The sequence below is a fragment of the Chitinibacter sp. S2-10 genome (assembly GCF_046530675.1).
In the GTDB taxonomy this organism is placed as follows: domain Bacteria; phylum Pseudomonadota; class Gammaproteobacteria; order Burkholderiales; family Chitinibacteraceae; genus Chitinibacter.
This window is the reverse complement of record NZ_CP172558.1, coordinates 468,809-494,118: the sequence shown is the minus strand read 5'-3', so window position 1 is coordinate 494,118 and position 25,310 is coordinate 468,809. Positions and strand designations below refer to the sequence as shown.

Genomic DNA, 25,310 nt, shown 5'->3' with positions numbered 1-25,310 from the left:
GCATACGATACAGGCAGTTTTTTATCTGATTTTTATCGGTCTGACCGATTTGCCCTGACGGAACAGCGCCCCGCGCGACCGTAAACCAAACGTCAACAGAGCCTAGCCCGATCAATGATCGCTTTGCCCATTTGCTATTGCTGGAAGCGCCAAAATGACCAATATCGCTCAATATGAATCCCATTTTGTAAAATTTGCCGAAACCATCGCCCGGCAAAACCCATTGCGCGCGGCCATTACTGCGGCATACCGGCGCAGCGAATCCGAATGTGTTCGTGCTTTGCTTGATCGTGCCAATCAGCCCAACCCGGCGCAAGCGCAGCAGATTCAATCGCTGGCCAGCCAGCTGGTGAGCGCTTTGCGCGGCAAGAAAAGCGGCGGCGTCGAAGGGCTGATCCAGCAGTTTTCGCTATCGAGTCAGGAAGGCGTCGCGCTGATGTGTCTGGCCGAAGCCTTGTTGCGCATTCCCGATGCCGCGACGCGCGACAATCTGATTCGCGACAAGCTCAGCGGCGGTGATTGGTCGACTTATCTGGGTCAATCCGAATCGCTGTTTGTCAACGCGGTCAGCTGGGGCTTGATGCTGACTGGCAAGCTGGTGACCGTCAGCGATGAAAAATCGCTGGGCGCGACCCTGACTCGGCTGGTCGCGCAAGGCGGTGAGCCCTTGATCCGCAAGGCGATGGATATGGCGATGCGGATGATGGGCGAGCAGTTTGTTTGCGGCGAAACCATTGGTGATGCGCTTAAACACAGCCGCAAATTCGAGCCCAAAGGATTCCGTTATTCCTACGATATGCTCGGCGAAGCGGCAACGACCGACGAAGATGCGCAGCGTTATTACGCCGCTTACGAAATGGCGATCCATGCCATTGGCAAGGCCGCCGCTGGGCGTGGGATTTATGAAGGCCCCGGTATTTCGATCAAATTGTCGGCGCTGCACCCGCGTTATTCACGTGCCAAATATGAACGGGTGATGGCCGAATTGCTGCCGCGGCTGCTAAGTCTGGCGCGGCTGGCGCGTGATTACGATATTGGCCTGAATATCGACGCCGAAGAAGCTGACCGGCTGGAAATTTCGCTCGATCTGCTCGAAGCGATGTGTTTTGACGACGAACTGAAAGGCTGGAATGGCATCGGTTTTGTCGTTCAGGCTTACCAGAAACGCGCGCCATTCGTGCTTGATTTCATCATCGATTTGGCGCGCAGAAGCAAACACCGGCTGATGATACGTCTGGTCAAAGGCGCTTACTGGGATAGTGAAATCAAACGTGCCCAGCTCGATGGACTCGAAGATTATCCCGTCTATACGCGCAAAATTTACACCGACGTCGCGTATCTGGCGTGTGCCAAAAAATTGCTCGCTGCATCGAAGGAGATTTACCCGCAATTTGCGACGCATAACGCGCAGACGCTGGCGAGTATTTACCATCTGGCTGGCGGTGACGTGGCCTATTACCCTGGCCAGTATGAATTTCAGTGTCTGCACGGCATGGGCGAGCCGCTGTACGAAGAAGTTGTGGAGCCGCTTTCCCGTCCTTGCCGCATTTACGCGCCGGTCGGCAGTCATAAAACGCTGCTGGCTTATCTGGTGCGCCGCCTGCTGGAAAACGGCGCCAATAGCTCGTTTGTCAATCGCATCGCCGATGAAAATGTGCCGATTTCATCGCTGACTGCCGATCCGTTTGTCGAGGCGCTGGCGATTGAACCGCTGTATTCGCCGCACGCGCAAATCGGTTTGCCGCGCCAGCTCTTTGGTGCCGAGCGCGCCAATTCGCGCGGACTCGATTTATCGAACGAGCAGCAGCTGGCGAGTCTGGCGCAATCATTGCAAGACAGTGTCGCACTGGAATGGCGCGCCGGGCCGATGCTGTCTGCTGTGCCAGTTGATTCGGTGCCTGATTCGGCGCAGCCGGTACTGAATCCGGCAGATCATGGTGATGTGGTTGGGTATGTGCTTGAAGCCAATGCGCAGCAAGTCTCTCAGGCATATACCTATGCTGTAGCTTCGAGCTGGCCAAATGTCGCCGTGGCCGAGCGCGCCGCTTGCCTGAATCGTGCTGCTGATGCGCTGGAAGAGCGTATGCCGCTGTTGCTCGGTTTGCTGGTACGTGAAGCGGGCAAATCCCTGCCCAATTCGATTGCCGAAGTGCGCGAAGCCGTTGATTTTCTGCGTTATTACGCAGCGCAAATTCAGCAAGATTACCGCAATGAAACGCATTGTGGCGTAGGCCCTGTCGTATGTATCAGCCCGTGGAATTTCCCGCTGGCGATTTTTATCGGTCAAGTCGCCGCCGCGCTGGCGGCGGGTAATCCGGTGCTGGCCAAACCTGCCGAACAAACGCCACTGGTCGCTGCTGAAGCGGTGCGCATCTTGCGCGCAGCCGGTGTTCCAAGCGATGCAGTGCAATTGCTGCCGGGGCTTGGGGAAACTGTCGGCGCTGCGCTGATTGCTGACGTGCGCTGCGCAGCGGTGATGTTTACCGGCTCGACCGAAGTCGCGCGCATTATTGCTGGCGTACTCGCTGCACGTCTTGACGCCGAAGGACGCGCCATTCCATTGATCGCCGAAACCGGCGGGCAGAACTGCATGATTGTCGATTCGTCGGCACTGGCCGAACAGGTCGTCGGTGACGTCATCATGTCGGCCTTCGATTCGGCAGGCCAGCGCTGCTCGGCGCTGCGCGTGCTGTGCTTGCAGGATGATATTGCCGATCATGTGCTCGACATGCTCAAGGGCGCGATGCAGCAATTGCAAATCGGTAATCCGGCGGTGCTGGCTGTCGATGTCGGCCCGGTGATCGATGGTGATGCGCAGGCGCAAATTATTCGTCATATCGCCAATCTGCAAGCGACGGCGAAAAATGTAACGACTTTGCCTTTGCCAGACGCGTGCCAGAATGGCACGTTTGTCCCGCCAACGCTGATCGAAATCAACCATCTTGCCGAGCTCAAGCGCGAAGTATTTGGCCCGGTGCTGCACGTTATCCGCTATCGCCGCGATCAGCTCGACGATTTGCTCGCGCAGATCAATGGCACGGGTTACGGACTGACTTTTGGTCTGCACAGCCGGATCGACGAAACGATAGATTATGTTTTGAGCCGGGTTCATGCGGGCAATATTTATGTCAATCGCAATGTCATTGGCGCGGTCGTTGGCGTTCAGCCTTTTGGTGGTGAAGGGCTGTCGGGTACCGGCCCCAAAGCCGGAGGCCCACTCTATATTCAGCGCCTGCTGGCCAAGCGGATTGATGCCCCTTTGCTCGGCAATGCCAAAGCGCTGGCCGGATTGACCGCCTTGCGCGATCAATTGCACGACAAAAACCCTGATCTTGCTGCGCGTTGCGAGCGCTATGCACGCCAGTTCCAGATCGCGGATTATCGCGATTTGCCAGGTCCGACCGGCGAGCAGAATCGTTACCTGATGCAGCCGCGCGGTGTGGTGCTGTGTCTGAGCGAAACCGCGACCGGCGCGCTAGCGCAATGGGCTGCGGTGCTGGCGACGGGCAATCAGGCCCTCTTTGTCGACCAGCCTTCAACGCAGGCATTGCTTGAAGTCGTGCCGGTCAAATTACTGTCCCGCATCAAGCTGCTCGCTCGCGAACAGCTCGAGCTGGCGCAGTTTGACGCCGTATTGTTCGAAGGCGAAGTCGATGAATTGAAAGCGCTCAATGTACGACTGGCCAAACGCGATGGTGCGATTATGCAGGCACAAGGACTGACGTCGGCGATGCTGGCACAAGGGTGTGATTATGATCTGAGTCGCCTGCTTGCCGAGCGTTCGGTCAGCGTCAATACCGCCGCCGCTGGTGGTAATGCCAGCCTGATGACGTTGGGCTAAATACGGGGCTGGGTATTGCCATGTGAGTTATGTTTTATATTGGCTGTATGCATATACCCGTGTGTTATTGATTACCCCTTTCGAGTTTCAACATTTTAGGAGCGGGCTTGCCCGCGAAGTGCAGATCACGGGCAAGGCCGCTCCTACGACTTAAAACCTCAGAGAGCCGGATTAATCAGTGATGACTGCGTGATTGATTACATTCAGAAGGCAGCATGGTTAAAGGAATTATTTACGGTGCACTGGCTGGCGCGGTCTGGGGCGGCGTTTTTCTTGTTCCGCGCTGGCTGGGCGAATTTAGCCCGCTTGCTTTGATGACCGGGCGCTATGTCGCTTATGGGCTGGTTTCGCTGATCTTGCTGCTGCCGCTGTTGGGGAGGCTGTTACCCCGGCTGGATCAACGCGACTGGCAGGTGCTGTTCTGGCTGAGCTTGTCGGGCAATCTGCTGTATTACTTTTTGCTAGTGATTGCCGTGCAACTCGTTGGCGTCGCGCCGACTTCGCTGATGATCGGCATGGTGCCGGTGCTGGTGACGCTGGTCGGCGTGCGCGAGCATAACGCCATCGGGATCCGCCCGTTGATCTGGCCCTTGATGTCGATTATTGCCGGTGCGCTGTGCATCAGTTACGACGTTTTTGCCAGCGAACTGTCTGCCGATCTGGCGCAAGATTTTTCCAGCAAAGCGCTGGGTCTGCTGGCAGCGTTTGGCGCTTTGCTGGCGTGGAGCTATTACGCGATTGCCAACGCGCGGCATTTGAGCGGACGCCCTGATCTGAGCAGCCATGAATGGTCCTTGCTGACCGGTTTGCTGACCGGCGTAATGGCCTTGCTGATTGCGGTGCTGTGTTTTTTTCCCGGATTGGGTTTGGCTCCGGCAGAAAAATGGTCGCCGCTCTTTTTGCTGTTGATGGCCGCTCTGGCGATTGGCCCTTCGGTACTGGGAACCGGTTTGTGGAATGCGGCAACGCGACGTTTGCCGCTGACGCTCGGTGGGCAGCTGCTGATTTTCGAAACGGTTTTTGCCTTGGTGTATGGCTTTGCCTATGAAGCACGGCTGCCGCGTCTGCTTGAATTGCTCGCGATTGCGCTATTGCTGGGCGGCGTTTTGGCGTCGTCTTGGGTGCACGCGAAGCAGAAATGAGGCACTCCATTTTGTAGTAAGGCGAAACGCCACTACGGAAAGCACTTACAGATAATTTTTTTTCCGTGTTGTAACTTACTCAGCAGATTTGCTGGTGTTTATTTCCTTGCTTATTTGCTTGCAGAAGATAACTCCCGCATTGAATAAAACCGAAATGTTGTAGCTGACAATAGCGGCGGTTTTCGTTGCTGATGTCCAAATTGAACCCAGGAGATACCCATGATGAAGTTGAACAAAAAGCTGTCAGTTGCCGGTGCTTGCGTTGCTGCCTTGTTTAGCGCACAGGCCTATGCGGATTATTCGGTTGCCATCGCAGGCCCGATGACGGGCGCTTATGCATCGGCAGGTGAGCAGATCAAACGTGGCGCAGAAATGGCGATTGCCGACATTAACGCCAAAGGCGGTGTCAATGGGCAAAAACTGAAACTGGAAATCGGTGACGACGCTTGCGATCCGAAACAGGCGGTGTCAGTGGCCAATGCCATGGTCAACAAGAAAATCGTTTTCATGCACGGTCACTGGTGTTCAAGCTCGACGATTCCGGCTTCTGACATCTACAACGAAGCCCAAATCCCGATGGCTACGGTTTCAACCAATCCGCAAGTCACCGAGCGCGGTCTGAAAAACATTTTCCGCATCATGGGTCGTGATGACCAGCAAGGTGGGGTAGCGGGTGCTTATGTTGCAAAACGCTTTGCCGGACAGAAAGTCGCTGTTCTGGATGACAAGAGCGCTTACGGCAAAGGTCTGGCTGATGAAACGGCCAAAGGCATGCAAGCCAAAGGCATGAAACCGGCATTGCGTGAGTCGATTACTGCCGGTGAAAAAGATTACTCGGGCATCGTTTCAAAAATGAAAGCGGCCGGTATTCAAGTGCTGGTTTATGGTGGTTACCACACCGAAGTGGCCTTGATCCTGCGTCAGGCGCAACAGGCTGGCATGAAATTGATGGTGATGGGCGGCGATACGCTGAGCAATAACGAGATCGTCACAGCTGCCGGCGGCAATGCCGACAGCGTGCTGTTTACGTTTGCGCCCGATGCGCGTGCTAATCCGGAAGCGGCTGACGTCGTAAAACGTTTCCGCGACGCCAAAGTTGAGCCGGATGGCTATGTGCTGTACGCCTACGCGGCAATGCAATTGTTCCAGCAAGCTGCTACGAGCGCCAAGGGCGTGAAATACAAAGATCTGCAAAAAGCACTGGCTGGCGGCACTTTCAATACCGTCGTTGGCAAAATGTCCTTTGACGCCAAAGGCGATTTGAAAGTACCGGGCTTTGTGGTTTATCAGTGGAAAGGCAATAAATACGAAACTGTGAAATAAGCCCTGCGGCTCGCCTGAGCGAGCTGGCTGTACTCGGGAGCAGGTGAGGTTCACGTGCTCCCATTCATTCCCGGATGAGATCCGGTTGCTTTCCCCCACAAGAGTCTGGTTTGTTGTCAGGTTTTGGCAGGTCGGCTTTACTTGGTCGGCATTGCTTGGTCGAAAGAGGCGCAGCTTATTTTCTTCCTGTCGCTGCGTCTGCACCTTGACGATGATCATGATTTCTTACGAATTATTGAGAGGAGAACACAGTGGGACAATTTCTTCAGCAGCTGATTAACGGGCTGACACTGGGTTCGGTCTATGGCCTGATTGCGCTGGGCTACACGATGGTGTACGGCATTATCGGGATGATCAATTTTGCTCATGGTGACATTTATATGGTCGCGGCCATTATTTCGGTCACCGTGATTACCTTGCTGGGCGCAATGGGCATCAGTGCAGTGCCGCTGGCGCTGATGGTGACCTTGCTCGTTGTGATGGCGTTTACCGCCGTGTATGGCTGGTCGGTCGAGCGCGTGGCGTATCGCCCATTGCGTACCGCGCCACGACTGGCACCGCTGATTTCAGCCATCGGCATGTCGATTTTTCTGCAAAACATGGTTCAACTGACGCAAGGCGCGCGCGTCAAGCCGATTGCCGAGTTGATGCCCGGCCGCTTTACCTTGGCGACTTTTGGCGAGTTTATTGTGTTTCTGTCGTATACCCAGCTGATGATTATTGTTGTGACCATCGTTTTGCTGGCGGTGTTTACCTACCTCATCACCCGCACCTCATTTGGCCGTCAGCAGCGTGCCTGCGAGCAGGATCAAACGATGACGGCGTTACTGGGGATTAATGTCGATCGAACCATTTCGCTGACCTTTATGCTCGGTGCTGCGCTGGCGGCGATTGCCGGGGTGATGGTGACGGTTTATTACGGTGTGGTTGATTTCTCGATCGGTTTTGTCGCCGGTTTGAAAGCCTTTACCGCCGCGGTCTTGGGCGGGATTGGCTCATTGCCGGGCGCGGTGCTCGGCGGGTTGATTATCGGCATGCTCGAATCATTCTGGAGCGCTTACTACTCGCCTGAATACAAAGACGTTGCCGGTTTTGTCCTGCTGATCCTGGTATTGATGTTCCGCCCTAGTGGTTTGCTGGGCCGTCCGGAAGTGGAGAAAGTGTAATGACAACGTTTACCGCTACTCATCAAGCCAAGTCGATGACTGACCGGCTCAAAGACGCGACGAATGTCGCGCTGGTTTCGCTGTTACTTGGCATCCCGATGATCGGTCTGCATACGGTCGATGCGGGCGGATCGCTTGCCGTTGCGACACGCTGGCCCTGGTTGCTGGCTTTCGTTGCGACGATGTTTTTTGGCCGGCTGGCTATGCAGTTTGCAATTGACCAGTTCAATCTCAAAAAGCTGACTCGTCAGCGTGCTCGTGTACTGGAAGTTGCTGCACCACGCCCCTGGCTCAAATGGGTGGGTTACGGCCTGCTGGGTTTTTCGCTGGTGCTGCCAATTGCATTTTCAGATAACCGTTATGTCGTCGATACCGCAACGACGGTGCTGATTTACGTCATGCTGGGCTGGGGGCTGAATGTCGTCGTCGGTCTGGCCGGTCTGCTTGATCTGGGCTATGTCGCATTTTATGCCGTCGGTGCTTACAGCTACGCCTTGCTCTCGACCTTGTTTGGCTGGGGTTTCTGGGAAACGCTGCCGGTCGCGGGGCTGCTGGCTGCGGGCTTTGGTATTCTTCTTGGTTGGCCGACTTTGCGATTGCGCGGTGATTATCTGGCGATTGTGACGCTGGGTTTTGGTGAAATCATTCGCGTGATTCTGGTGAACTGGACCGAGTTTTCTGGTGGCCCCAACGGTATTGGCTCGATTCCGCGCCCGACTTTTTTCGGTTTACCATTCAAACCTGATAGCGATGATGGCGCGACTTTTTCTTCGTTTTTCGGTCTCGAATATGTCAGCGAACATCGCATTATTTTCCTTTATTACCTCATTCTGGTTCTGGCACTGCTGACCAATGTATTTGTGAACCGCTTGCGCAAATTACCGGTTGGTCTGGCGTGGGAAGCGGTGCGCGAAGATGAAGTCGCTTGCAAGGCGCTCGGCATGAACGTCACCAACGTCAAATTGTCGGCGTTTGCGATTGGCGCGATGCTCGGTGGTTTTGCGGGTGTGTTTTTCGCCGCACGGCAGGGCTTTATTTCGCCGGAAAGCTTTGTTTTCTCCGAGTCGGCGACGATTCTGGCGATTGTTGTGCTTGGCGGTATGGGCAGCCAGATCGGCGTCGTGATTGCCGCGAGCTTGCTGGTGATTCTGCCCGAGCTGGGACGTGATTTCTCCGAATACCGCATGCTGCTGTTCGGCGCTGCAATGATTCTGATTATGGTCTGGAAACCGGGTGGTTTGATTTCGCATCGTGAGCCAACCAAGGTACTCAATGGAGCTGAGAAATGAGTGAAAATGTCCTCGAAGTAAAAAATCTGACGATGCGCTTTGGCGGGCTGACTGCGATCAACGATCTCTCTCTTGGTATCGCCAGTGGCAAGATCACGTCGATCATCGGCCCCAACGGGGCGGGTAAAACGACTTTTTTCAACTGCCTGACCGGTTTTTACAAACCGACCACCGGCAGTGTGCAAATGAATCACCCCGAACATGGCACTTTGCTACTCGAAAAAATGGCATCGCATCATGTTGCGCGCAAAGCGGGGGTGGTTCGCACTTTCCAGAATATCCGGCTGTTTCCGAATATGACGGTGCTCGAAAACCTGATGGTTGCCCAGCACAACGCCCTGCAACAGGCGTCAAAATTTTCTCTGGCCGGGATTTTCGGTTTGCCTGGCTATAAAGCGGCGAGCGATGCAGCGATGGAAAAAGCCGAGATGTGGCTGACCCGCTTGAAACTGCGCGATATTGCCAATATGCCGACCGGCAATCTGTCGTACGGTACGCAACGCCGCGTCGAAATCGCCCGTGCATTGTGTGTTGACCCGCTGCTGATTTGTCTCGACGAACCTGCGGCAGGCCTGAATCCGCGCGAATCGGCTGAGCTCAATGATTTGCTGATGTATCTGACGCGTGAACACCACAAAAGCGTGATGCTGATCGAACACGATATGAATGTCGTGATGAAGGTGTCGGACCATATTTGTGTGCTCAATTTCGGCAACAAAATCGCCGAAGGAACGCCTGAGCAAATCCAGAATAATCCGGATGTGATTAAAGCCTATCTGGGCGAAGAAGAAGAGGAGGCTGCTTGATGCTGCGGTATAACGATGTTCACGCGCATTACGGTGCGATTCATGCTTTGCGCGGCGTCACGCTGGATGTGCAGCAAGGCGAAATTGTCACGCTGATCGGAGCCAACGGCGCGGGTAAATCGACGCTGATGAATACACTATTCGGCAAACCACGCGCTTCGGCCGGCAGCATCACTTTTCTGAATGAAGACATCAGCAAAAAGCAAACCCACCATATTTCGCGGCTGGGGCTATCGCTGGTACCGGAAGGACGGCGGATTTTTTCGCGGATGAGCGTGCTGGAAAACCTGCAAATGGGCAGCACGTTTAGCAATCCGGCGCACTTTGCCGATGATTTGCAGCGCGTTTTCGGCATGTTTCCGATTCTGGAGCAAAGGATACAGCAGCGCGCAGGGACGCTTTCCGGCGGCGAGCAACAAATGCTGGCTATTGGCCGTGCCCTGATGAGCCGACCCAAGGTATTGCTCCTGGATGAACCATCTCTCGGGCTTGCACCGCTATACATTCGGCAGGTATTTAGCATTATCCGTGAGCTGAACGAGCGCGACGGCATAACGATCATGCTGGTCGAGCAAAACGCACACCACGCACTGCGCGTCGCGCACCGTGCTTATGTTTTGCAGCATGGTGAAATCGTGCTGACCGGTACCGGCGAAGAGTTGCTTGCCAGCGCTGAAGTGCGCGCGGCTTATCTGGAAAGCAACGCTCACGCTTGAGCGCGTGTTTTAAAAGTGCTGCGCCCCATTTTGATTCTCTTTAATACCATTCTTTAGCTGTTAAAACTGATTAAACCACAGAGACGCAGAGGCACAGAGGAGACGCAGAGCTTGGTCTTTTCTCTGTACCTCTCTGTCTCTGCAGTGAACGGTTTTACTTCGGTTAGAAAAACCGACCCGATTGAATAGGTGATTTTATTGACTTTCAACCGCTACTCACTCTATCTGCTTGCCTCAATGGCGCTCGTCGGTGCCAACGTCGGTATCGGCAAAGCGCTGGTGATGGTGATTCCGGTTGTGCTGTTTACGCTGATGCGCTTTGTCATCGGCGTGATTTTCCTGCTGCCACGCTACCGTATCGAGCGGATGAAACGCGTGACCCGCCGCCAATGGCTGGGGCTGTTTCTGCAAGCGCTGTTCGGCACTTTCCTGTTTACGTTGTTGATGCTCTATGGCCTGACTCAGACTAGCGCGATGGCCGCAGGCGTGATCACCAGCACGATACCGGCGGTGGTGATTTTGCTCTCGTGGCTGTTGCTGCGAGAAAAACTGCACGGCCGGGCGATGCTGGCTGTTTTTCTCGCCGTGTTGGGCATGCTGATTATCAATGTCTCGCGCGCAGGTGAGGGCGGTAGCAGCTCGCTGCTCGGCAACGCGCTGATTGCGGGAGCGGTGCTGTGCGAGTCGATTTACGTCATTTTGTCGCGCCGACTCACGCAAAGCATCGCCGCGATTGATATTTGCGCCTATACGCATTTGATCGGCCTGTTGCTGATCCTGCCCTTCAGCATCGGCACGCTCTGGCACTATGATTTTGCCGCGCTCGATTTAGCAACGTGGGGAATGATTGTCTGGTACGGGCTGGCTGCCAGCGTCTGGTCGTTCTGGCTGTGGATGAAAGGCATACAGCATGTTCCGGCGCAGCAGGCCGGCGTTTTTACCGCCGCGCTGCCGGTCGCTGCTGTTGGCTATGCGATGCTGGTGCTGGGTGAAAAGCCGACACTCGCGCACGGTGTCGCGCTGCTGTGCGTGGTGGCGGCGATTATTTTCGCCAGCGGGAAGGAGAAGGATTGACGTTTTGTGGGGGCAGGCTTGCCCGCGATCAGCGATGTTTCGCGGGCAAGCCCGCTTCCACAAAGTTCAACCTTCAGGGGGAAGGGGCAGGAAAGCAAGAAGGTTTTGAGTTTTTCTCCGCGCCTCTGCATCGGGTTTTTCAAGCGTTACAGATCAAATGTTCCCTCGCCCACTCTGCGCACTTTACCCCCCACCTGTATCTGTCTGTCGGCGTTGATCGACAGGTGTAAGCGGGCAATACGGTCGATAGCGTGACCTTGTTCCATTTCCAATGTCAGCGGCAAAGCCACATTTTCAGCCAGCAGCCAGCCGCCCAGATTGGCGCACGCCGAGCCAGTGCCAAAATCTTCGGCGGCCTGACCATGCTGTGACCAGAAATAACGCGCAATCACCGTGTCACCCTGTCTGGCCCAGACTAGCGCACCGGAACGCCCTTCGAGATTGGCCGCAACCCGTGCGAATACATCCAGATTCAGGCTGCATTGCGCGACGCTCTCGGCATCGACAAGCGGGATAATCAGCTGTTCGCTGCCGGTATTCACAAAGCGCGGCGTTCCATGGATTTGTTCGGGCTGGAGATTCAGCGCCTTGGCCAGCTCGACATTGGCGGGTGCGGCACGGTAAGTCGGCACATTGGCGCTCAACGTCACCATTTCGCCATCAACCGCCACCGGAATCATCCCTGCCTTCATCGCCAGCGTGACCGTGGTTTTTTCTTCCGTAGCACATGTATTTTTTTGCTGATTGGCCACGGCAAAAGCGGTTCCCAAAGTCGGGTGACCGGCAAACGGCAATTCATAGCTGGGTGAAAAAATCCGCACCTGCGCGTCGGCGACGACGCAAGGGGAGACGAAAGTGATTTCGGACAAATTCATCTGCTGCGCGAGCCGTTGCATCGTCTCGTCGTCAAGCGCCTGTGCCGGGCTGAACACCGCCAGCGGATTGCCTGACCAGATGTCGTCGGTAGCAAAAACATTGAATAACTGATAAGTCAGCGTCGTCATGAATTGATTTCCTCTGGGTATTGCTCCCTATCATAGCAACGGCGTTGCTTACATGAAAATACAGTGCAGAGGTATTTGCGACGGTACAGTCGTGCCGGTCCTAGAGCTTGAACAGGCGCTTAGCCAGCGGAGAGGATCTTCAGCGCTGCCTGCTCGCCCCACCAGCTCGCTTCTTCAAATACCGACAAGCCGCTCAGATCGCTGTGCGCGAACAGGATGCGCCCGTCAGCTTTTTGCAGCGCGGCAAGCCCGGCGTTGCTTAAAAATCCCGGCACCGGGCTCGCCATCGCGTGGCCGCGCAGCGTGATTTCAACTTGTTTGATATGCTGCCGCGCCTTGAGCGGATTGTCCCAGCCGTAGGCAGTGGCGAGATCGGCGATCGCGGTTTGATACAGCTCATCGGCGCTGGCGTGTTCGAGTCGCGTGCGAACGCTGGCCGGGCTTTCGTTAGCGAAGGCGTGATAGGCCGTGAACACCGTTTGCTCGGGTTTGGCCGCGCGAATCAGCTGATGCGTGCTATTCACAAAACCCAGACTGGTGCTGCCGTAAACGACGTTGTCCCACGCGATTGGCATATTGCCGATTTCGGCGGGAAAACCATCGAGAATGAAATTGCTGATCTGCCACGCCGCGTGCGGCAGCGAATGTTGAGCCACATCGAAGCCAAAGTGATGCAGGTCGACGATTTTCGCCGCGACGTGCAGCGGCATCGCGCAAATCACCTGATCGGCGATCAGCCGCGTGGTTTTGCCCGGTTTACCCATGTGACCAACATCCAGCACATCGACATGAACGACATTGCCTTGCTCGGCGACTTTCACCGCCATGCCCTCAATGAGCGTTTGGCCTTGCGCCATGAATTGCAGTAAAGGGTTCAGCCCCGACGGCCACGTCAGCACCGCGCCGTCGTTCGCATTGCGAGCCCGCCCGCCGCGGCTGGTAAAGTAATGCAGCCCCGCCCAAGCCGAAGTTTGATTCAGACCAATGCCATAATCATCGCGACACGCGTAATCGAGATACCACAGCAAGCTTGGTGCAGTGAAACCGTGCTGCTGCAACCATGCGGCAAAAGTCATTTGATCGAGCGCGCGCCAGCGCGGATCGGCGCTTGAGAGCGCGAGTGGAATGCTGAACACTTTGCGGCCATCACTGCCGGAGGCGTGCTGGTATTGCGTCATCAGCGCGAAAAAACGTTGCTGCTGCGCCAGCTCGTCCGGCGCGATACCCCGCTGCGGAACGACGCCTTCCTGCCATCGTCCGTTGATCAAGAGCCGGTCTTCCGGCGCGTGCACGATGGCGCTTTCGTTATAAGTCGGCCGCTCGGCGTAGGGATAATCTTCGATTACGCCCATCTCAAACAGCAGCTCGCGCACATGCGTTGACGCCATCGACGGCAGCGGTAAATAATGCGCTCCGGTGGGATAAACATGGCCTGAGCGATTGCCCGCCGCCGCACGTCCGGATGCAGCATTGCCAAACCGTTCCGGTCCGCTGACAACGATAACGTCCTTGTAACCTTGTTGACGCAATCGCCACGCGGCAAACAAACCAGCGACGCCAGAGCCGAGAATGGCGACACGCACTTTGCGCTCGGCTGATGGCGCAGGGGTTGGGGTATTGCCACGCAGGCTATGCCCAGACTGCATTCCGGGCAGATACAGCGAGATTGGAATGCCGAAGTGATTCAGTTGTCGCGTCAAATCACAGCCCGGCAGCGCTGCCGCCAAGCCCAGCGCGGCACTTGTTTTTAAACTGGAGCGCAAAAAATCGCGGCGGCTCAGCGCGGGTATCAAGCTGTCGCGCATTAGCGGATCACCTGCGACCAGTCCTGCTCGAAATAATGCACCAGCGATTGGTTATTCAGTCGATTGGACTCGACTTTGACCGGCTGCATATCGGGCGGGAAGAAGAACATTTGTCGCGTGGTCTCGGCGTCGAGAAATTTCGTTGCGACGCGATACGACGTGGGCGGTGTGTAGCCGCTTTTTGGGCTGGCGAGGATAAAGCCCCATTCGCCAAACGAGGGTACAAAAGCATGATAAGGGGTGGTATAGAGCCCTACGTCTTGTAGTGTCTGATTGATACACCAATACGAGTAGGGGGCATGTAAGGGGGACGTCGATTGCACGACCATCAGGCCATTCTCGCTGAGGTGCTTTTTGACCAAGCGGTACATCGGCACCGAATACAATTTACCGAGCGCGAAATTACTGGGGTCGGGGAAGTCGATGATGATGGCGTCAAAAATATCTTGGTTTTGCTCAATCCACTGCGCGGCATCGGCATTAACGACTTTGACTTTCGGGTTAGCCAGCGAGCGCTGATTAAAGCCGGTCAATTTTTCGTTATGCTTAAATAAATCCGTCATTGCCGGATCGAGATCGACCAAGGTGATGTGCTCGATATTCGGGTATTTTAAAATCTCACGCACCGCCAGCCCGTCGCCGCCGCCGAGCACCAGTACCGATCTGGCCTGCGGCAGTTTTTCCAGTACCGGATGCACCAGTGCTTCGTGGTAGCGATATTCATCACGGCTGGAAAATTGCAGATTGCCGTTGATATACAGCCGCGTGTCATCTTTCCACTGCGTAATCAGCAAGCGTTGATACGGTGTCGTTTGCGCATGGATGATTTCATCGCCGTACAGCGTATTTTCGCTCCAGCGCGTCAGCTTATCCGCAGCGAACATCGCGCCGATCAACACCAGCATCACGACGCCGCCGCGCAAGAGGTGCAGCCGCGCGTGCGCCAGCTCGGCGCGGAAAATCTTGGTTGTTAACAGCGCAATGCCGACATTGACCATCCCAAACAGCAGTGCAGACCGGGCGAGGCCGAGATGCGGCGCGAGCACCAGCGGAAACAGCAAGGAGACTGCCAGCGCACCCATATAGTCAAAAGTCAGCACCCGACTGACGAGCTCGGCAAAGTCGGTTTTACGTTGATTCAGTACGCGCATGACCAGCGGAATTTCCATGCCGACCAGTACGCCAGTCATAAAAACCAGCACATACAGCACCGAGCGAAACGGCGCATCCGCCCAGGCAAAAACCAGAAACAGCGCCGTCGCCGACAAGCCGCCAATCAAGCCGACCAGTAATTCGATTTCGATAAAGGTATCGAGCGTGCGTTGTTCGGCGACATATTTCGATAGATGCGAGCCGACGCCCATCGCAAACAGGTAGCAGCCGATGATGGACGAAAACTGCAAAACCGAATCGCCCATCAGATAGCTGGCGAGCGCTGCGGCGATCAGCTCGTAAGCCAAGCCGCACGACGCCACAATAAAAACCGACAGAATCAGCAGTTTATCTCGCATGGATATTTATGATTGTTTGAGTCAGAATGACTGCATTATGCCTCTTTAAGTAAGGAATGCGCATGTTAGCCATCTATCTGCCGCCACTGATCGGTTATTTCAGCTACCTCGCCAGCGGCATCGCAATGCTGATTGTGTTTGCGATGCTGTATATCAAATTCACGCCTTATGACGAAATCCAGCTCATCCGCGAAGGCAATGTCGCTGCGGCTTTGTCGTTCGGTGGTGCACTGCTCGGTTTTTCATTCGCGCTGGCATCGAGCGCGCTGCATCAGAATATGCTGAGCTTTTTCCTGATCTGGGGCGCACTGGCCGGGTTGGTGCAGATTCTGGTGTATGCGTTTCTGGTGAAGTGTCTGAAGGGTATGGCGCCGCAGATTATGAATAACAACGTGGCGGCGGGGATACTGGCAGGGAGTATTTCGCTGGCCGTGGGCTTGATTAGTGCGGGGTGTTTGTCTTAAGTGATATTTGCCAAACGGGGGTTCGTTATGGATCAGCAAGAGAAACAAAAAGAATCTTGGTATTCCGACCTTGTTGAGGAGGCTCTGGATTTAGGTTTGGATTCTGGTCTTGATTGGATTTTTGAGTTGTTCGGCGGCCTTTTTTAGTTTCGCAGTATCGGATTAATTTTCTGCTCGGCAGATGGAGTCAATCATGGGTCTCGGTTCGTTTATCAAAAAGCAATTTATCGACATTCTGCAATGGAACGAGGAAGGCGATGGCGTGCTCGCTTATCGCTATCCGATGCAGGATTTTGAAATCCAGTACGGCGCGAGCCTGACGGTGCGCGAGTCGCAAATGGCGTTGTTTATCAACGAAGGCCAGATCGCCGACGTGTTTGGCGCGGGTATGCACAAGCTGACGACGCAAACGTTGCCAGTGCTGACCTACCTGAAAAACTGGGACAAGCTGTTCGAATCGCCTTTCAAATCAGACGTGTATTTCTTCAGCACGCGCGTGCAGCTCGGTCGTAAATGGGGTACGCCACAACCGATCACGATCCGCGACGCCGATTTTGGCATGGTGCGGATGCGCGCTTTTGGCGTGTATTCATACAAACTGGTCGATCCAAAATTATTCTTCAGCGAGATCAGCGGCACGCGCGAAGTCTATACGCGCGACGATCTGGAGCTGCAATTACGCAATCTCGTCGTCTCGACAATGACGTCGGTCTTGGGCGGCTCGGGCGTGCCGTTTCTGGATATGGCCGGCAATCAAGGCTTGATGGGGCAGAAAATCAACGAAGCACTGGTGCCGGTGTTCGCGAAATACGGGCTGGAGCTCGATAACTTTGCCGTTGAAAACATCAGCCTGCCCGAAGAGCTGCAAAAAGCCATCGATACGCGGATTTCGATGGGAATGATCGGCAATATGCAAACCTACACGCAATATCAGGCCGCGCAAGCAATCCCGCTCGCCGCGCAAAACGAAGGCGGTCTGGCGGGTATCGGCGCCGGGATGGCGGCCGGAGTGGGCGTCGGGCAGGTGATGGCTGGCGCGATGACGAATGCCTTGGGCTTGGGTGGCGTGGCCGCAGCGCCAGCGGGCGCAGGTGTCGTGATTGGTGGCGATGGGGGTATGGGCGTAGGTGTTATGGCTGGCGGTGTACAGCAGCCAATACCTCAAGCAGTACCTGCTGATCCTAACTCACCGCAAGCCAAACTTGGACAGCTTAAAGGCCTGCTCGATCAGGGACTGATTAGCCAAGCCGATTACGACAGCGCGAAAGCGGAAGTGTTGAAAAAACTGATTGGTTAAATGAATGTGGTAAGGCGTATTCGACGCGAAGCGGCAATACGCCGAATAGTCTGTGTGCGGCGTAGTGCCTGTGGCGACTATGCCCTACAGTGCTGGCATACAAGAAAGGGTTGATTCAATGAGTGTGCAAGGTTCATGCGCCTGCGGCGCGGTGGTTTATGAAGTGGGTGAATTTGCGACGCCGGTGATTCATTGCAACTGCAAAACTTGCCGGCGTTCTTTGGGCGTTGCTTTCAATAGTGTCGCGGGTGCGAAGTGCGAGCAGTTCCGTATTGTGCAGGGGCAGACGCAACTGAAGTTTTTTGCGTCGTCGCCCGGCAAGCAGCGTTTTTTCTGTACTGAATGCGGCACGCATTTATATGCACAGAAAGCCGAGAGCGACATGCTGATCGTTCGCGTCGGCACTTTGCACGACGACCCAGGCATCCGCCCTGCGATGCACATCTGGACTTCGCATCGCGAGCCGTGGCTGGCTTATGAAGGTCTGGCCGAGCATGCCGAATGGCAACCGGGGCGGGGTTAATAACGATGTTGGGTGATTGCTAATGTTCCGTACCCCTTGCCCCTCATGCGGTGCCGAGGTTTTATTCCGTTCGACGATTTCGGCGATTGCGGTGTGCGAGTATTGCCAGAGCACCGTACTGCGCGACGCTGATGAAGTGCGCGACATCGGCAAAATCGGTAAGGTGCTTGAGGACTATTCGCCAATCCAGATCGGCGCGTCGGGTGTGTTTGTTGGGCGTGCTTTTACCGTCATTGGCCGGATTCAGTTGCGTTACGAAGCTGGGCTGTGGAACGAGTGGTATATCTCGTTTGATGACGGCAGATCTGGCTGGCTGGCCGATACCTCCGGCCAGTATATGATCACGTTGCCGCTTGCTGAATCAGTGGGCGAGCGCCAAACGGCGCTGAGCTTTGAAGTCTTAAAGCCCGAAATGCGTTACGAGCATGGCGGACGGGTTTTTGTCGTTACCGACGCGCGTACTGCGCAGTGCGTCGGCGGGCAGGGCGAATTGCCGTTTATTGTCGGCAACGGCTACGAGGCGAAAGTGATCGATTGCCGTAGCGGTGATCGCTTTCTGACGATTGATTTTTCCGACATCACGCCAGAGAAACCGAATCCGGCGCTCTATGTCGGCGAGACGGTCGAGCTCAAAGCCTTGCAAATGCAGCTCTTGCGCAGCGATGAGGAAATCCAGCAAAGCGCCGGGCGGCTCAAAGGGACGGCCAATGTGCTCGATTGCCCGAGTTGCGGCAATCAGTTGCAATATCGCGCCGGAGTGGCGACGCAGATTGTTTGCGCGGCGTGTGGTTCGGAAGTCGATTGCTCAGGCGACAGGGCGCTCATCTTGACCCGCCACACCGAGGCCGAGCGTTATCATGCGACGCTCGATGTCGGCGATGCGGCCACCATTGACGGGGTGAAATGGAGCGTCATCGGGCTGATCGAAATGGTCGAAGTCGAAGACGCCGACTCTCACTGGACCGAATATCTGCTGTTCAACTGGCAGCGTGGGTTTTTCTGGCTGGTCGAGACCAGCGAGGGCTGGTACCGCGCTCAGGTGCTCAATCAGTTGCCGGAAAGCTGGAGCGATACGCATGCGACGCTGAACGGCGAGCGTTATGGCAAGTTGTACGATCAGTATGCCGCCAAAGTGCTGTATGCCGCAGGGGCGTTTAACTGGCGCGTTAGCGTCGGTGATCAGTTGCAGCTTTGGGAGTACGACTACCAGGGCAAGCGGCTGAGTCGGGAAAAATCGGCGACTGAGGTCGTCTGGTCGCAAGCGGAAAAAGTGAGCAACGCGCAAATTGCTACCTGGTTTGGCAAGGCTGAAATCAAAACACTGGAAAGCGATGAAGTTGCGCCAGACCAGCGCCGTCTGGCCTGGCGTTATACGATCTGGCTGCTGGCGATCAATCTGCCGCTGGTGCTGCTCAGTGATGATGTGTTTGATGCGCTGTTCTGGACCGGTTTGGCGGCGTATATGCTGCATTGGCCGCTCAACAAGGATGCTGAAGAATGAAGGGCGGTTTTTACAAAATCTACTGCATTGCGGTGATTACGATTTGTACCTTGTTCAATTTATCGTCGTGCAGTTTTCAGTCTTCAGGCTCGCGCAGCTGGAGTAGTGGTTCGTCGTCGGGCGGCTGGAGCAGCGGCGGGGGGCATAAATGATAGGCCGCCATCTGATTGCCGATTTTCATGGCTGTCCTGCCGACTTGCTTGCAGACCCGGCACAGATAGCAGCGGTCATGCTGAGCGCTGCGCAGGCCGGGCAGGCAAGCGTCTTGCAGCAGCATTTTCATCATTTTGGCGCCGGGCAAGGCGTGACCGGCATGCTTTTACTCAAAGAATCGCATATCAGCATCCACACCTGGCCCGAGCATGGTTTTGCGGCGATAGATTTATTCATGTGTGGCGCGGCCAATGCCGAGGCGGCGCTGGCGGTACTGCGCGATGCTTTGATGCCGCTTGAGCTTGATCAGCAAGTGATTGGGCGCGGTTAATACTCAACCGTTCCGTTGAATCATCCCGCTGGCGGCAAGCTTTGCCGCCAGCCTGTTTATTGTTCTGCTTTTTTCTGTTTATTTATTGTTGCTGGTATGTCTCTGTATCGCTTATTGATATTGGTCTGTATTGATATACCGTATAGCAGTACCTGCCATTATCCCGCCTGATCTGATCAATATCCGTTTTCTGATTGCTGGCACACTTCATGCTTTGATAAAGACATTCTTATGGAGTGTCTCGTATGCTGGGCAAAATCGATAATTACTTTCGCAATCAGGAAGCCGGATTAAAAATGCGCTCGTATCGGCAGGAAGTGCTGGCGTCCAATATCGCCAACGCCGATACGCCCAACTACAAGGCGCGTGATTTCGATTTCAAAGCGGCTTACGAGGCGGCGCGCCTGCCATTGCAAACATCTACGCTGGCGACGAGCAATCCGCGTCATCTGCAGCCCGCTAACAAAATCGATATTTTTTCTCCCGAGCTGAAATATCGCAACGAGCGCCAGCCTTCGATCGACGGCAATACGGTGGATATGGATTCTGAAATGAAGGAATTCACCGATAACGCGATCCGCTATCAATCTGCCGTGACCTTTATGCAGCGCCGCATCGAGTCGATGAAAACCGCGCTGACCGGCCAGTAAACAAGTTAAAGGAAATCCATTATGTCTATGTTCCGGGTTTTTGATGTTGCGGCTTCGGCGATGCGTTCCCAATCGGCACGGCTCAATGTGGTTGCCAGTAATCTGGCCAATGCCGAATCGGTCACCAGCTCCAACGGCCAGCCTTATCGCGCCAAGCAGGTGGTGTTTCAAGCTCAGCCCTTGACTGCGGCGAACAAGCAATCGGTCGGGGTACAGGTCGCTGGCGTGATTGAAGATCAGGCGCCGCCCAAGTTGGTTTATGACCCGAAAAGCCCGTTTGCCGACGGCAATGGCTATGTGGCCATGCCCAATGTGAACGTGGTCGAAGAAATGACCAATATGATTTCAGCTTCACGTGCATACCAGACCAATATCGATGTAATGAATACTGCCAAGACTTTGCTGCTGCGTACGCTGTCGCTGGGTCAGGTTTAATCAGGAGTAACACATCATGGCAAACTCAGTCAGTTCTACCCAGTTTGATTACAGCTCATTGAATGTCCGTAATACCACGACAAGAACCCAGACCGAAGAGCAGCAGGATCGTTTCATGAAGCTCTTGGTCAAGCAGTTGCAGTCACAAGACCCGATGAATCCGATGGATAACGCGCAAACGACCAGCCAGATTGCGCAGATCAATACCGTCAGCGGAATTGAGAAATTGAACCAGACCATGGCAGGTATGGCGGGGATGTATGCCGGCACGCAAGTGATGCAGGCGGCAGGACTGATCGGCAAAGAAGTCCTCTCTCCCGGCAAAGGTTTCCATTTCGACGGCAACGCTGCGGCAGATTTGCGCGTCGATGTGCCCTACGGTGCCAGCAATGCCATGCTCAGCGTTTATGACTCGACGGGCGTTGAAGTGGCCAAACTGCCAGTTTCGACCGATCAAGCCGGCTTGTCTGCAGTGAAATGGGACGGCAAAAAGGCCGATGGCACGATGATGGCGGCAGGCGATTACAAAATAACTGTCACCGCCGAAAAAGATGGCAAGAAAATTGCTTTAGATACTTCGACCTGGCAGAAAGTGAAGTCAGTCGAGTTTGGTAGTGATGGAGTGGGTGTTTATCTGGCCGATGGTGGCAAAACCAACTTCGGCAGCATTATCCAGATCCAGTAAGCAAACGGTTAAGGTAAGGAGCAGATTATGGGTTTCCAACAAGGTGTCAGCGGCTTAAATGCCTCGGCAAAACAACTGGACGTGATTGGCAATAACGTTGCCAACGTCAATACCGTGGGCTTTAAAGGATCACGTGCAGAGTTTGCCGATATTTATGCCAGCACATTTGCCTCGTCGTCCAATACGGCGGGTATCGGTGCACGGGTAACGACCATTGCCCAGCAATTTGGTCAGGGGAATACGACGACGACCAATAACCCGCTCGATCTGGCGATTACCGGTAATGGTTTTTTCCGTATGCAGGATAGAACCGGTTCGATCAGCTATGCACGTAATGGCCAGTTCCAGATGGATAAGGAAGGCTATATCGTCAATAACGGCCAATACCTCACCGGCTGGGGGGTGGATCAGGCGACCGGTACTTTCCTGCAGGGTTCAACACCACAGCCGATCCAGTTGCAGTTTGCCAATATTGGCGCGAAAGCGACGGGGGGGACCGGGGTCTCCGGAGCTGGCCTGAATCTGGGGATCAATCTGAACGCGACAGACAAGGTGTTGACTGCCCCATATTCTTCGTCGGATCCGACCAGTTACAACTATTCGACTTCGGCGACGGTATTTGATTCATTGGGTGTGGCGCATACCCAGACTTTTTACTTTGTTAAAGATGCTCCACCTGCAACTTCACCGCCAACACAAACCTGGTCCGTGTATTACTCGCTCGACGGCAAGGATGTGAATACCAACGGGACTGTGTCTCCGACTGCAGGTACGCTGTTGAAGGGAACATTGACGTATGACGCCAATGGACAGTATCAGAGTTACACCTCGAATATCGTGCCACCTGCGACTTCAGCTTCCGGCGGTAATGACGACTGGTTCAGCGTGGTGAGCGGTCCGACCGGTATCAATAACGGTTCAAACGGACTGGATTTTCAGTTGTACTTCGACAAATCGACCCAGTTCGGCAGCCCGTATAACCTCAATACACTGACTCAGGATGGTTATACCGACGGTATTTTGACCGGGCTATCGGTCAGCAAGGAAGGCGTGGTACAGGGTCGTTATTCAAATGGTCAGACGCGTGATGTGGCCAAAGTGGTTTTGGCTACTTTCCCGAATAATCAGGGTTTGCAGCCCTTGGGTGACAATCGCTGGGCCGAGTCTTTTGCTTCAGGCCAGCCTTTGGTGAATTCGCCAGGGCAGGGAAGTACCGGCTTTTTGCAGGCGGCGGCCGTTGAAGATTCCAATGTTGATCTGACTTCCGAGCTGGTCAATCTGATCACGGCGCAGCGCAATTATCAGGCCAATGCCCAGACGGTCAAAGCGCAAGACACCATTTTGCAAACGATTGTAAACCTACGGTAATCGATAAATTATGGACCGCCTAATCTACGTGGCCATGTCTGGGGCCAAAAATAGCGAAGTGCGCCAGGCCAGTATTGCCAATAATCTGGCTAATGTGACAACGCCGGGCTTTCGTGCCGAGTTTGCTAACGCTCGTGCCGTGGCAGCGCTGGGTGGCCCCGGGATTGGGACTCGTTCATTTGTCGTGCAGCAAACCCCAGGCGCCGATCTGTCGGCGGGGATTTTCCAGCAGACCGGTCGTGATCTGGATGTGGCGGTTCGTGGTAAAGGCTGGTTGGCGGTTCAGACTTCAACGGGCGAAGCTTATACCCGAAATGGCAGTTTCGAAGTTGATGCCGCAGGCTTGCTCAAAACTCACGCCGGTGAGATTGTCCAAGGCGAAAATGGTCCACTGACGATTCCGGAAAATACCCGCCCCAGCATTGCGTCCGATGGTACGGTGAGTGCGGTTGATATGAGTAACCCAAATCAGGTGGTTGAAGTGGGGCGTTTGAAGCTGGTCAATCCGCCCGATAACCAGATGGAAAAAGGGCTTGATGGGCTGTTTCGTCAGCGTAATGGCGAGATCGCTCAGGCGGATGCCGAAGTACGTCTGGCCTCTGGCGGCATTGAAGGCAGCAATGTGAATTCGGTTGAGCAGCTGGTGAGCATGATTTCAACCCAGCGCCACTTTGATATGCAAATGAAACTGATTACGACCGCTGAGCAAAATGCCCGGTCTGCCAGCTCTTTGCTCTCGTTAAATAGTTAATAAGGAATCGCCATCATGATGCGCTCGCTCTGGACTGCAAAAACCGGTATGGATGCCATGCAATTCAATATTGACGTGGTGTCGCACAATCTGTCCAACGTCAATACCAATGGCTACAAGCGCGAACGCGCGGTTTTCGAAGATTTGCTGTACCAGAATCTGCGTCAGGCGGGTGGGGCGAGCAGTCAGCAAACTTCACTGCCAACGGGTTTGTATGTGGGTACCGGTACTCAGGTCGTTGCCACTGCGCGAAATCATTCGCAGGGGAATTTGCAGCGCACCGAAGGTTCGCTCGATATGGCGATCAATGGCGACGGCTTTTTCCAGATTGCGCTGCCTAATGGCACCACCGGTTATACGCGTGACGGTGCTTTTCAGGTTAACAGTCAGGGTACGATTGTGACCTCCAGCGGTTACGAGCTGAGCCCGGCGATTCAGGTGCCGCAAGGAACAACCAAGCTGACGATTGCAAATGACGGTACGGTTTCAGCGATTGTGAATAATGATGCGGTCAATCCGGTGCAAATTGGTAACATTCAAACCGCGACTTTCATTAATCCTCCGGGTCTGGAATCAATCGGCGGTAATATCTATCTGGAAACGACGGCGAGTGGTGCTCCGACCGTTGGTGCGCCGGGAACCAATGGTCTGGGTGCGATTAACCAGGGTTATGTCGAAACATCGAATGTGAATGCCACTGAAGAACTGATTAATATGATTCAGGCGCAGCGCGCGTTTGAATTGAACTCCAAAGCCGTGACGACAACCGATCAGATGTTGGCCAAATTGACACAAATGTAATGATGAAAAAACTTGCTAGCCTGTTGGCGCTCGGTTTGCTGAGTGCCTGTGTTGCCCCGCCGACCATCGTGACGCAGCCGACTTCGGCGCGCTCGCAACCCACTGTGGTCACTGCGACGAATAACGGGGCTATTTTTCAGGTCGGCACTGCCAAAATGCTATTCGAAGAGCCGATTGCCCGGCGCGTGGGTGATGTGCTGGTTGTGACCATCGAAGAAAATCTGTCTGCAGCAAATCGAGCCAATAGCTCGACCAATCGTGAGGGTAGCTTGGGGCTGGAAGGCTCCGGCAGCCTGCCGTACGTGCCAGCTTCGGTGAATAAATTATTCAGCGCCAATGCCGCTCTTGAGAGTACCAATACCTTCTCCGGCACTGGTGCAACCAATAGCAGCAATACTTTCCGTGGTTCGATCGCCGTGACGGTGACTGATGTGTTTGCCAATGGCAATCTGGCCATCGGCGGCGAAAAACAGATTGCGATCAATGGCTATAACACGATGTTGCGTTTTACCGGTGTCGTGAATCCGAATGATGTCCGGGCCGGCAATCTGATTTCGTCAACCAAAGTTGCCGATGCGCGAATCGAGCAGGTAGGTCAGGGCGCGATCAATGATGCCAATACCATGGGCTGGATGCAGCGTGTATTCCTGTCGGTGTGGCCATTTTAGGGTGGG

Annotated in this window: 24 protein-coding genes; 21 read left to right on the top strand and 3 right to left on the bottom strand. The window is 54.7% G+C overall.

Going from position 1 to position 25,310, the window contains the following annotated elements; all coding sequences use genetic code 11:
• The first annotated feature begins 154 nt into the window (after positions 1-154).
• The 8 genes from putA to ACG2XO_RS02280 all read left to right on the top strand — a co-directional run bounded on the left by putA (position 155) and on the right by ACG2XO_RS02280 (position 11,357).
• The gene (gene putA, locus ACG2XO_RS02315; protein WP_410499239.1) at positions 155-3,841 is read left to right on the top strand and encodes a trifunctional transcriptional regulator/proline dehydrogenase/L-glutamate gamma-semialdehyde dehydrogenase; all 3,687 of its coding nucleotides are present in this window, start codon (positions 155-157) and stop codon (positions 3,839-3,841) included.
• Between the two features lie 215 nt (positions 3,842-4,056).
• Positions 4,057-4,983 carry an EamA family transporter gene (locus tag ACG2XO_RS02310; protein WP_410499238.1) on the top strand — a complete coding sequence of 309 codons (927 nt, stop codon included), beginning with the start codon at positions 4,057-4,059 and terminating at the stop codon, positions 4,981-4,983.
• Between the two features lie 219 nt (positions 4,984-5,202).
• Positions 5,203-6,306 (top strand): branched-chain amino acid ABC transporter substrate-binding protein, encoded by a 1,104-nt coding sequence (locus ACG2XO_RS02305; protein WP_410499237.1) that lies wholly within the window; start codon positions 5,203-5,205, stop codon positions 6,304-6,306.
• Positions 6,307-6,557: 251 nt separating this feature from the next.
• Entirely contained in the window at positions 6,558-7,472 is a 915-nt protein-coding gene (locus ACG2XO_RS02300) for an ABC transporter permease subunit (protein WP_410499236.1), read from the top strand.
• Positions 7,472-8,761 (top strand): high-affinity branched-chain amino acid ABC transporter permease LivM, encoded by a 1,290-nt coding sequence (livM, locus tag ACG2XO_RS02295; protein ID WP_410499235.1) that lies wholly within the window; start codon positions 7,472-7,474, stop codon positions 8,759-8,761. Before ACG2XO_RS02300 ends, livM begins: the two co-directional genes overlap by 1 nt.
• Positions 8,758-9,567, top strand: coding sequence for an ABC transporter ATP-binding protein (locus tag ACG2XO_RS02290; RefSeq protein ID WP_410499234.1), 810 nt, complete (start codon positions 8,758-8,760; stop codon positions 9,565-9,567). The genes livM and ACG2XO_RS02290 overlap by 4 nt, the downstream gene beginning before the upstream one ends.
• Complete coding sequence (locus ACG2XO_RS02285; protein WP_410499233.1) at positions 9,567-10,283, top strand: ABC transporter ATP-binding protein; 717 nt, start codon at positions 9,567-9,569, stop codon at positions 10,281-10,283. The genes ACG2XO_RS02290 and ACG2XO_RS02285 overlap by 1 nt, the downstream gene beginning before the upstream one ends.
• 198 nt (positions 10,284-10,481) lie before the next feature.
• On the top strand, positions 10,482-11,357 hold the full coding sequence (locus ACG2XO_RS02280) for a DMT family transporter (RefSeq protein WP_410499232.1): 876 nt from the start codon (positions 10,482-10,484) through the stop codon (positions 11,355-11,357).
• Positions 11,358-11,503: 146 nt separating this feature from the next.
• Here the strand turns inward: ACG2XO_RS02280 and ACG2XO_RS02275 are convergent, their stop codons facing one another.
• The 3 genes from ACG2XO_RS02275 to ACG2XO_RS02265 form a co-directional block, all read right to left on the bottom strand.
• Positions 11,504-12,361 carry a PhzF family phenazine biosynthesis protein gene (locus tag ACG2XO_RS02275; RefSeq protein WP_410499231.1) on the bottom strand — a complete coding sequence of 286 codons (858 nt, stop codon included), beginning with the start codon at positions 12,359-12,361 and terminating at the stop codon, positions 11,504-11,506.
• Positions 12,362-12,480: 119 nt separating this feature from the next.
• Positions 12,481-14,166, bottom strand: a complete 1,686-nt coding sequence (locus tag ACG2XO_RS02270; RefSeq protein WP_410499230.1) for an FAD-dependent oxidoreductase — start codon at positions 14,164-14,166, stop codon at positions 12,481-12,483.
• On the bottom strand, positions 14,166-15,677 hold the full coding sequence (locus ACG2XO_RS02265) for a polyamine aminopropyltransferase (RefSeq protein WP_410499229.1): 1,512 nt from the start codon (positions 15,675-15,677) through the stop codon (positions 14,166-14,168). Before ACG2XO_RS02265 ends, ACG2XO_RS02270 begins: the two co-directional genes overlap by 1 nt.
• A 62-nt stretch (positions 15,678-15,739) precedes the next feature.
• Between ACG2XO_RS02265 and ACG2XO_RS02260 the strand changes: the two genes are divergently transcribed.
• The 13 genes from ACG2XO_RS02260 (at position 15,740) to ACG2XO_RS02200 (ending at position 25,304) form a co-directional block, all read left to right on the top strand.
• On the top strand, positions 15,740-16,141 hold the full coding sequence (locus ACG2XO_RS02260) for a DUF350 domain-containing protein (RefSeq protein WP_410499228.1): 402 nt from the start codon (positions 15,740-15,742) through the stop codon (positions 16,139-16,141).
• A gap of 193 nt (positions 16,142-16,334) precedes the next feature.
• Positions 16,335-17,438: an SPFH domain-containing protein gene (locus ACG2XO_RS02255; protein ID WP_410499227.1), complete on the top strand. Its 1,104-nt coding sequence runs from the start codon at positions 16,335-16,337 to the stop codon at positions 17,436-17,438.
• A gap of 118 nt (positions 17,439-17,556) precedes the next feature.
• Positions 17,557-17,961: a GFA family protein gene (locus ACG2XO_RS02250; RefSeq protein ID WP_410499226.1), complete on the top strand. Its 405-nt coding sequence runs from the start codon at positions 17,557-17,559 to the stop codon at positions 17,959-17,961.
• Positions 17,962-17,983: 22 nt separating this feature from the next.
• Positions 17,984-19,462, top strand: a complete 1,479-nt coding sequence (locus tag ACG2XO_RS02245) for a DUF4178 domain-containing protein (protein WP_410499225.1) — start codon at positions 17,984-17,986, stop codon at positions 19,460-19,462.
• Positions 19,459-19,614, top strand: coding sequence for a hypothetical protein (locus tag ACG2XO_RS02240; protein ID WP_410499224.1), 156 nt, complete (start codon positions 19,459-19,461; stop codon positions 19,612-19,614). The genes ACG2XO_RS02245 and ACG2XO_RS02240 overlap by 4 nt, the downstream gene beginning before the upstream one ends.
• The gene (gene speD / locus ACG2XO_RS02235) at positions 19,611-19,946 is read left to right on the top strand and encodes an adenosylmethionine decarboxylase (RefSeq protein ID WP_410499223.1); all 336 of its coding nucleotides are present in this window, start codon (positions 19,611-19,613) and stop codon (positions 19,944-19,946) included. The genes ACG2XO_RS02240 and speD overlap by 4 nt, the downstream gene beginning before the upstream one ends.
• 245 nt (positions 19,947-20,191) lie before the next feature.
• Positions 20,192-20,596, top strand: coding sequence for a flagellar basal body rod protein FlgB (flgB, locus tag ACG2XO_RS02230; protein ID WP_410499222.1), 405 nt, complete (start codon positions 20,192-20,194; stop codon positions 20,594-20,596).
• A 21-nt stretch (positions 20,597-20,617) separates the two neighbouring features.
• Positions 20,618-21,031, top strand: coding sequence for a flagellar basal body rod protein FlgC (gene flgC, locus ACG2XO_RS02225; RefSeq protein WP_410499221.1), 414 nt, complete (start codon positions 20,618-20,620; stop codon positions 21,029-21,031).
• A 16-nt stretch (positions 21,032-21,047) separates the two neighbouring features.
• The gene (locus tag ACG2XO_RS02220; RefSeq protein WP_410499220.1) at positions 21,048-21,716 is read left to right on the top strand and encodes a flagellar hook assembly protein FlgD; all 669 of its coding nucleotides are present in this window, start codon (positions 21,048-21,050) and stop codon (positions 21,714-21,716) included.
• Positions 21,717-21,743: 27 nt separating this feature from the next.
• Positions 21,744-23,084: a flagellar hook protein FlgE gene (flgE, locus tag ACG2XO_RS02215; protein WP_410499219.1), complete on the top strand. Its 1,341-nt coding sequence runs from the start codon at positions 21,744-21,746 to the stop codon at positions 23,082-23,084.
• Between the two features lie 10 nt (positions 23,085-23,094).
• Positions 23,095-23,835, top strand: coding sequence for a flagellar basal-body rod protein FlgF (gene flgF / locus ACG2XO_RS02210; RefSeq protein ID WP_410499218.1), 741 nt, complete (start codon positions 23,095-23,097; stop codon positions 23,833-23,835).
• A 15-nt stretch (positions 23,836-23,850) separates the two neighbouring features.
• Positions 23,851-24,636, top strand: coding sequence for a flagellar basal-body rod protein FlgG (flgG, locus tag ACG2XO_RS02205; RefSeq protein WP_410499217.1), 786 nt, complete (start codon positions 23,851-23,853; stop codon positions 24,634-24,636).
• Positions 24,636-25,304, top strand: a complete 669-nt coding sequence (locus ACG2XO_RS02200) for a flagellar basal body L-ring protein FlgH (protein ID WP_410499216.1) — start codon at positions 24,636-24,638, stop codon at positions 25,302-25,304. The genes flgG and ACG2XO_RS02200 overlap by 1 nt, the downstream gene beginning before the upstream one ends.
• Positions 25,305-25,310: the final 6 nt, after the last annotated feature.

Excerpts from the sequence above, each read along its gene's own strand:
- putA (WP_410499239.1), top strand. The coding sequence starts at position 155 with ATGACCAATATCGCTCAATATGAATCCCATTTTGTAAAATTTGCCGAA.
- ACG2XO_RS02310 (WP_410499238.1), top strand. The coding sequence starts at position 4,057 with ATGGTTAAAGGAATTATTTACGGTGCACTGGCTGGCGCGGTCTGGGGC.
- ACG2XO_RS02305 (WP_410499237.1), top strand. The coding sequence starts at position 5,203 with ATGATGAAGTTGAACAAAAAGCTGTCAGTTGCCGGTGCTTGCGTTGCT.
- livM (WP_410499235.1), top strand. The coding sequence starts at position 7,472 with ATGACAACGTTTACCGCTACTCATCAAGCCAAGTCGATGACTGACCGG.
- ACG2XO_RS02290 (WP_410499234.1), top strand. The coding sequence starts at position 8,758 with ATGAGTGAAAATGTCCTCGAAGTAAAAAATCTGACGATGCGCTTTGGC.
- ACG2XO_RS02285 (WP_410499233.1), top strand. The coding sequence starts at position 9,567 with ATGCTGCGGTATAACGATGTTCACGCGCATTACGGTGCGATTCATGCT.
- ACG2XO_RS02275 (WP_410499231.1), bottom strand. The coding sequence starts at position 12,361 with ATGACGACGCTGACTTATCAGTTATTCAATGTTTTTGCTACCGACGAC.
- ACG2XO_RS02270 (WP_410499230.1), bottom strand. The coding sequence starts at position 14,166 with ATGCGCGACAGCTTGATACCCGCGCTGAGCCGCCGCGATTTTTTGCGC.
- ACG2XO_RS02265 (WP_410499229.1), bottom strand. The coding sequence starts at position 15,677 with ATGCGAGATAAACTGCTGATTCTGTCGGTTTTTATTGTGGCGTCGTGC.
- ACG2XO_RS02260 (WP_410499228.1), top strand. The coding sequence starts at position 15,740 with ATGTTAGCCATCTATCTGCCGCCACTGATCGGTTATTTCAGCTACCTC.
- ACG2XO_RS02255 (WP_410499227.1), top strand. The coding sequence starts at position 16,335 with ATGGGTCTCGGTTCGTTTATCAAAAAGCAATTTATCGACATTCTGCAA.
- ACG2XO_RS02250 (WP_410499226.1), top strand. The coding sequence starts at position 17,557 with ATGAGTGTGCAAGGTTCATGCGCCTGCGGCGCGGTGGTTTATGAAGTG.
- ACG2XO_RS02245 (WP_410499225.1), top strand. The coding sequence starts at position 17,984 with ATGTTCCGTACCCCTTGCCCCTCATGCGGTGCCGAGGTTTTATTCCGT.
- ACG2XO_RS02240 (WP_410499224.1), top strand. The coding sequence starts at position 19,459 with ATGAAGGGCGGTTTTTACAAAATCTACTGCATTGCGGTGATTACGATT.
- speD (WP_410499223.1), top strand. The coding sequence starts at position 19,611 with ATGATAGGCCGCCATCTGATTGCCGATTTTCATGGCTGTCCTGCCGAC.
- flgB (WP_410499222.1), top strand. The coding sequence starts at position 20,192 with ATGCTGGGCAAAATCGATAATTACTTTCGCAATCAGGAAGCCGGATTA.
- flgC (WP_410499221.1), top strand. The coding sequence starts at position 20,618 with ATGTCTATGTTCCGGGTTTTTGATGTTGCGGCTTCGGCGATGCGTTCC.
- ACG2XO_RS02220 (WP_410499220.1), top strand. The coding sequence starts at position 21,048 with ATGGCAAACTCAGTCAGTTCTACCCAGTTTGATTACAGCTCATTGAAT.
- flgE (WP_410499219.1), top strand. The coding sequence starts at position 21,744 with ATGGGTTTCCAACAAGGTGTCAGCGGCTTAAATGCCTCGGCAAAACAA.
- flgF (WP_410499218.1), top strand. The coding sequence starts at position 23,095 with ATGGACCGCCTAATCTACGTGGCCATGTCTGGGGCCAAAAATAGCGAA.
- flgG (WP_410499217.1), top strand. The coding sequence starts at position 23,851 with ATGATGCGCTCGCTCTGGACTGCAAAAACCGGTATGGATGCCATGCAA.
- ACG2XO_RS02200 (WP_410499216.1), top strand. The coding sequence starts at position 24,636 with ATGATGAAAAAACTTGCTAGCCTGTTGGCGCTCGGTTTGCTGAGTGCC.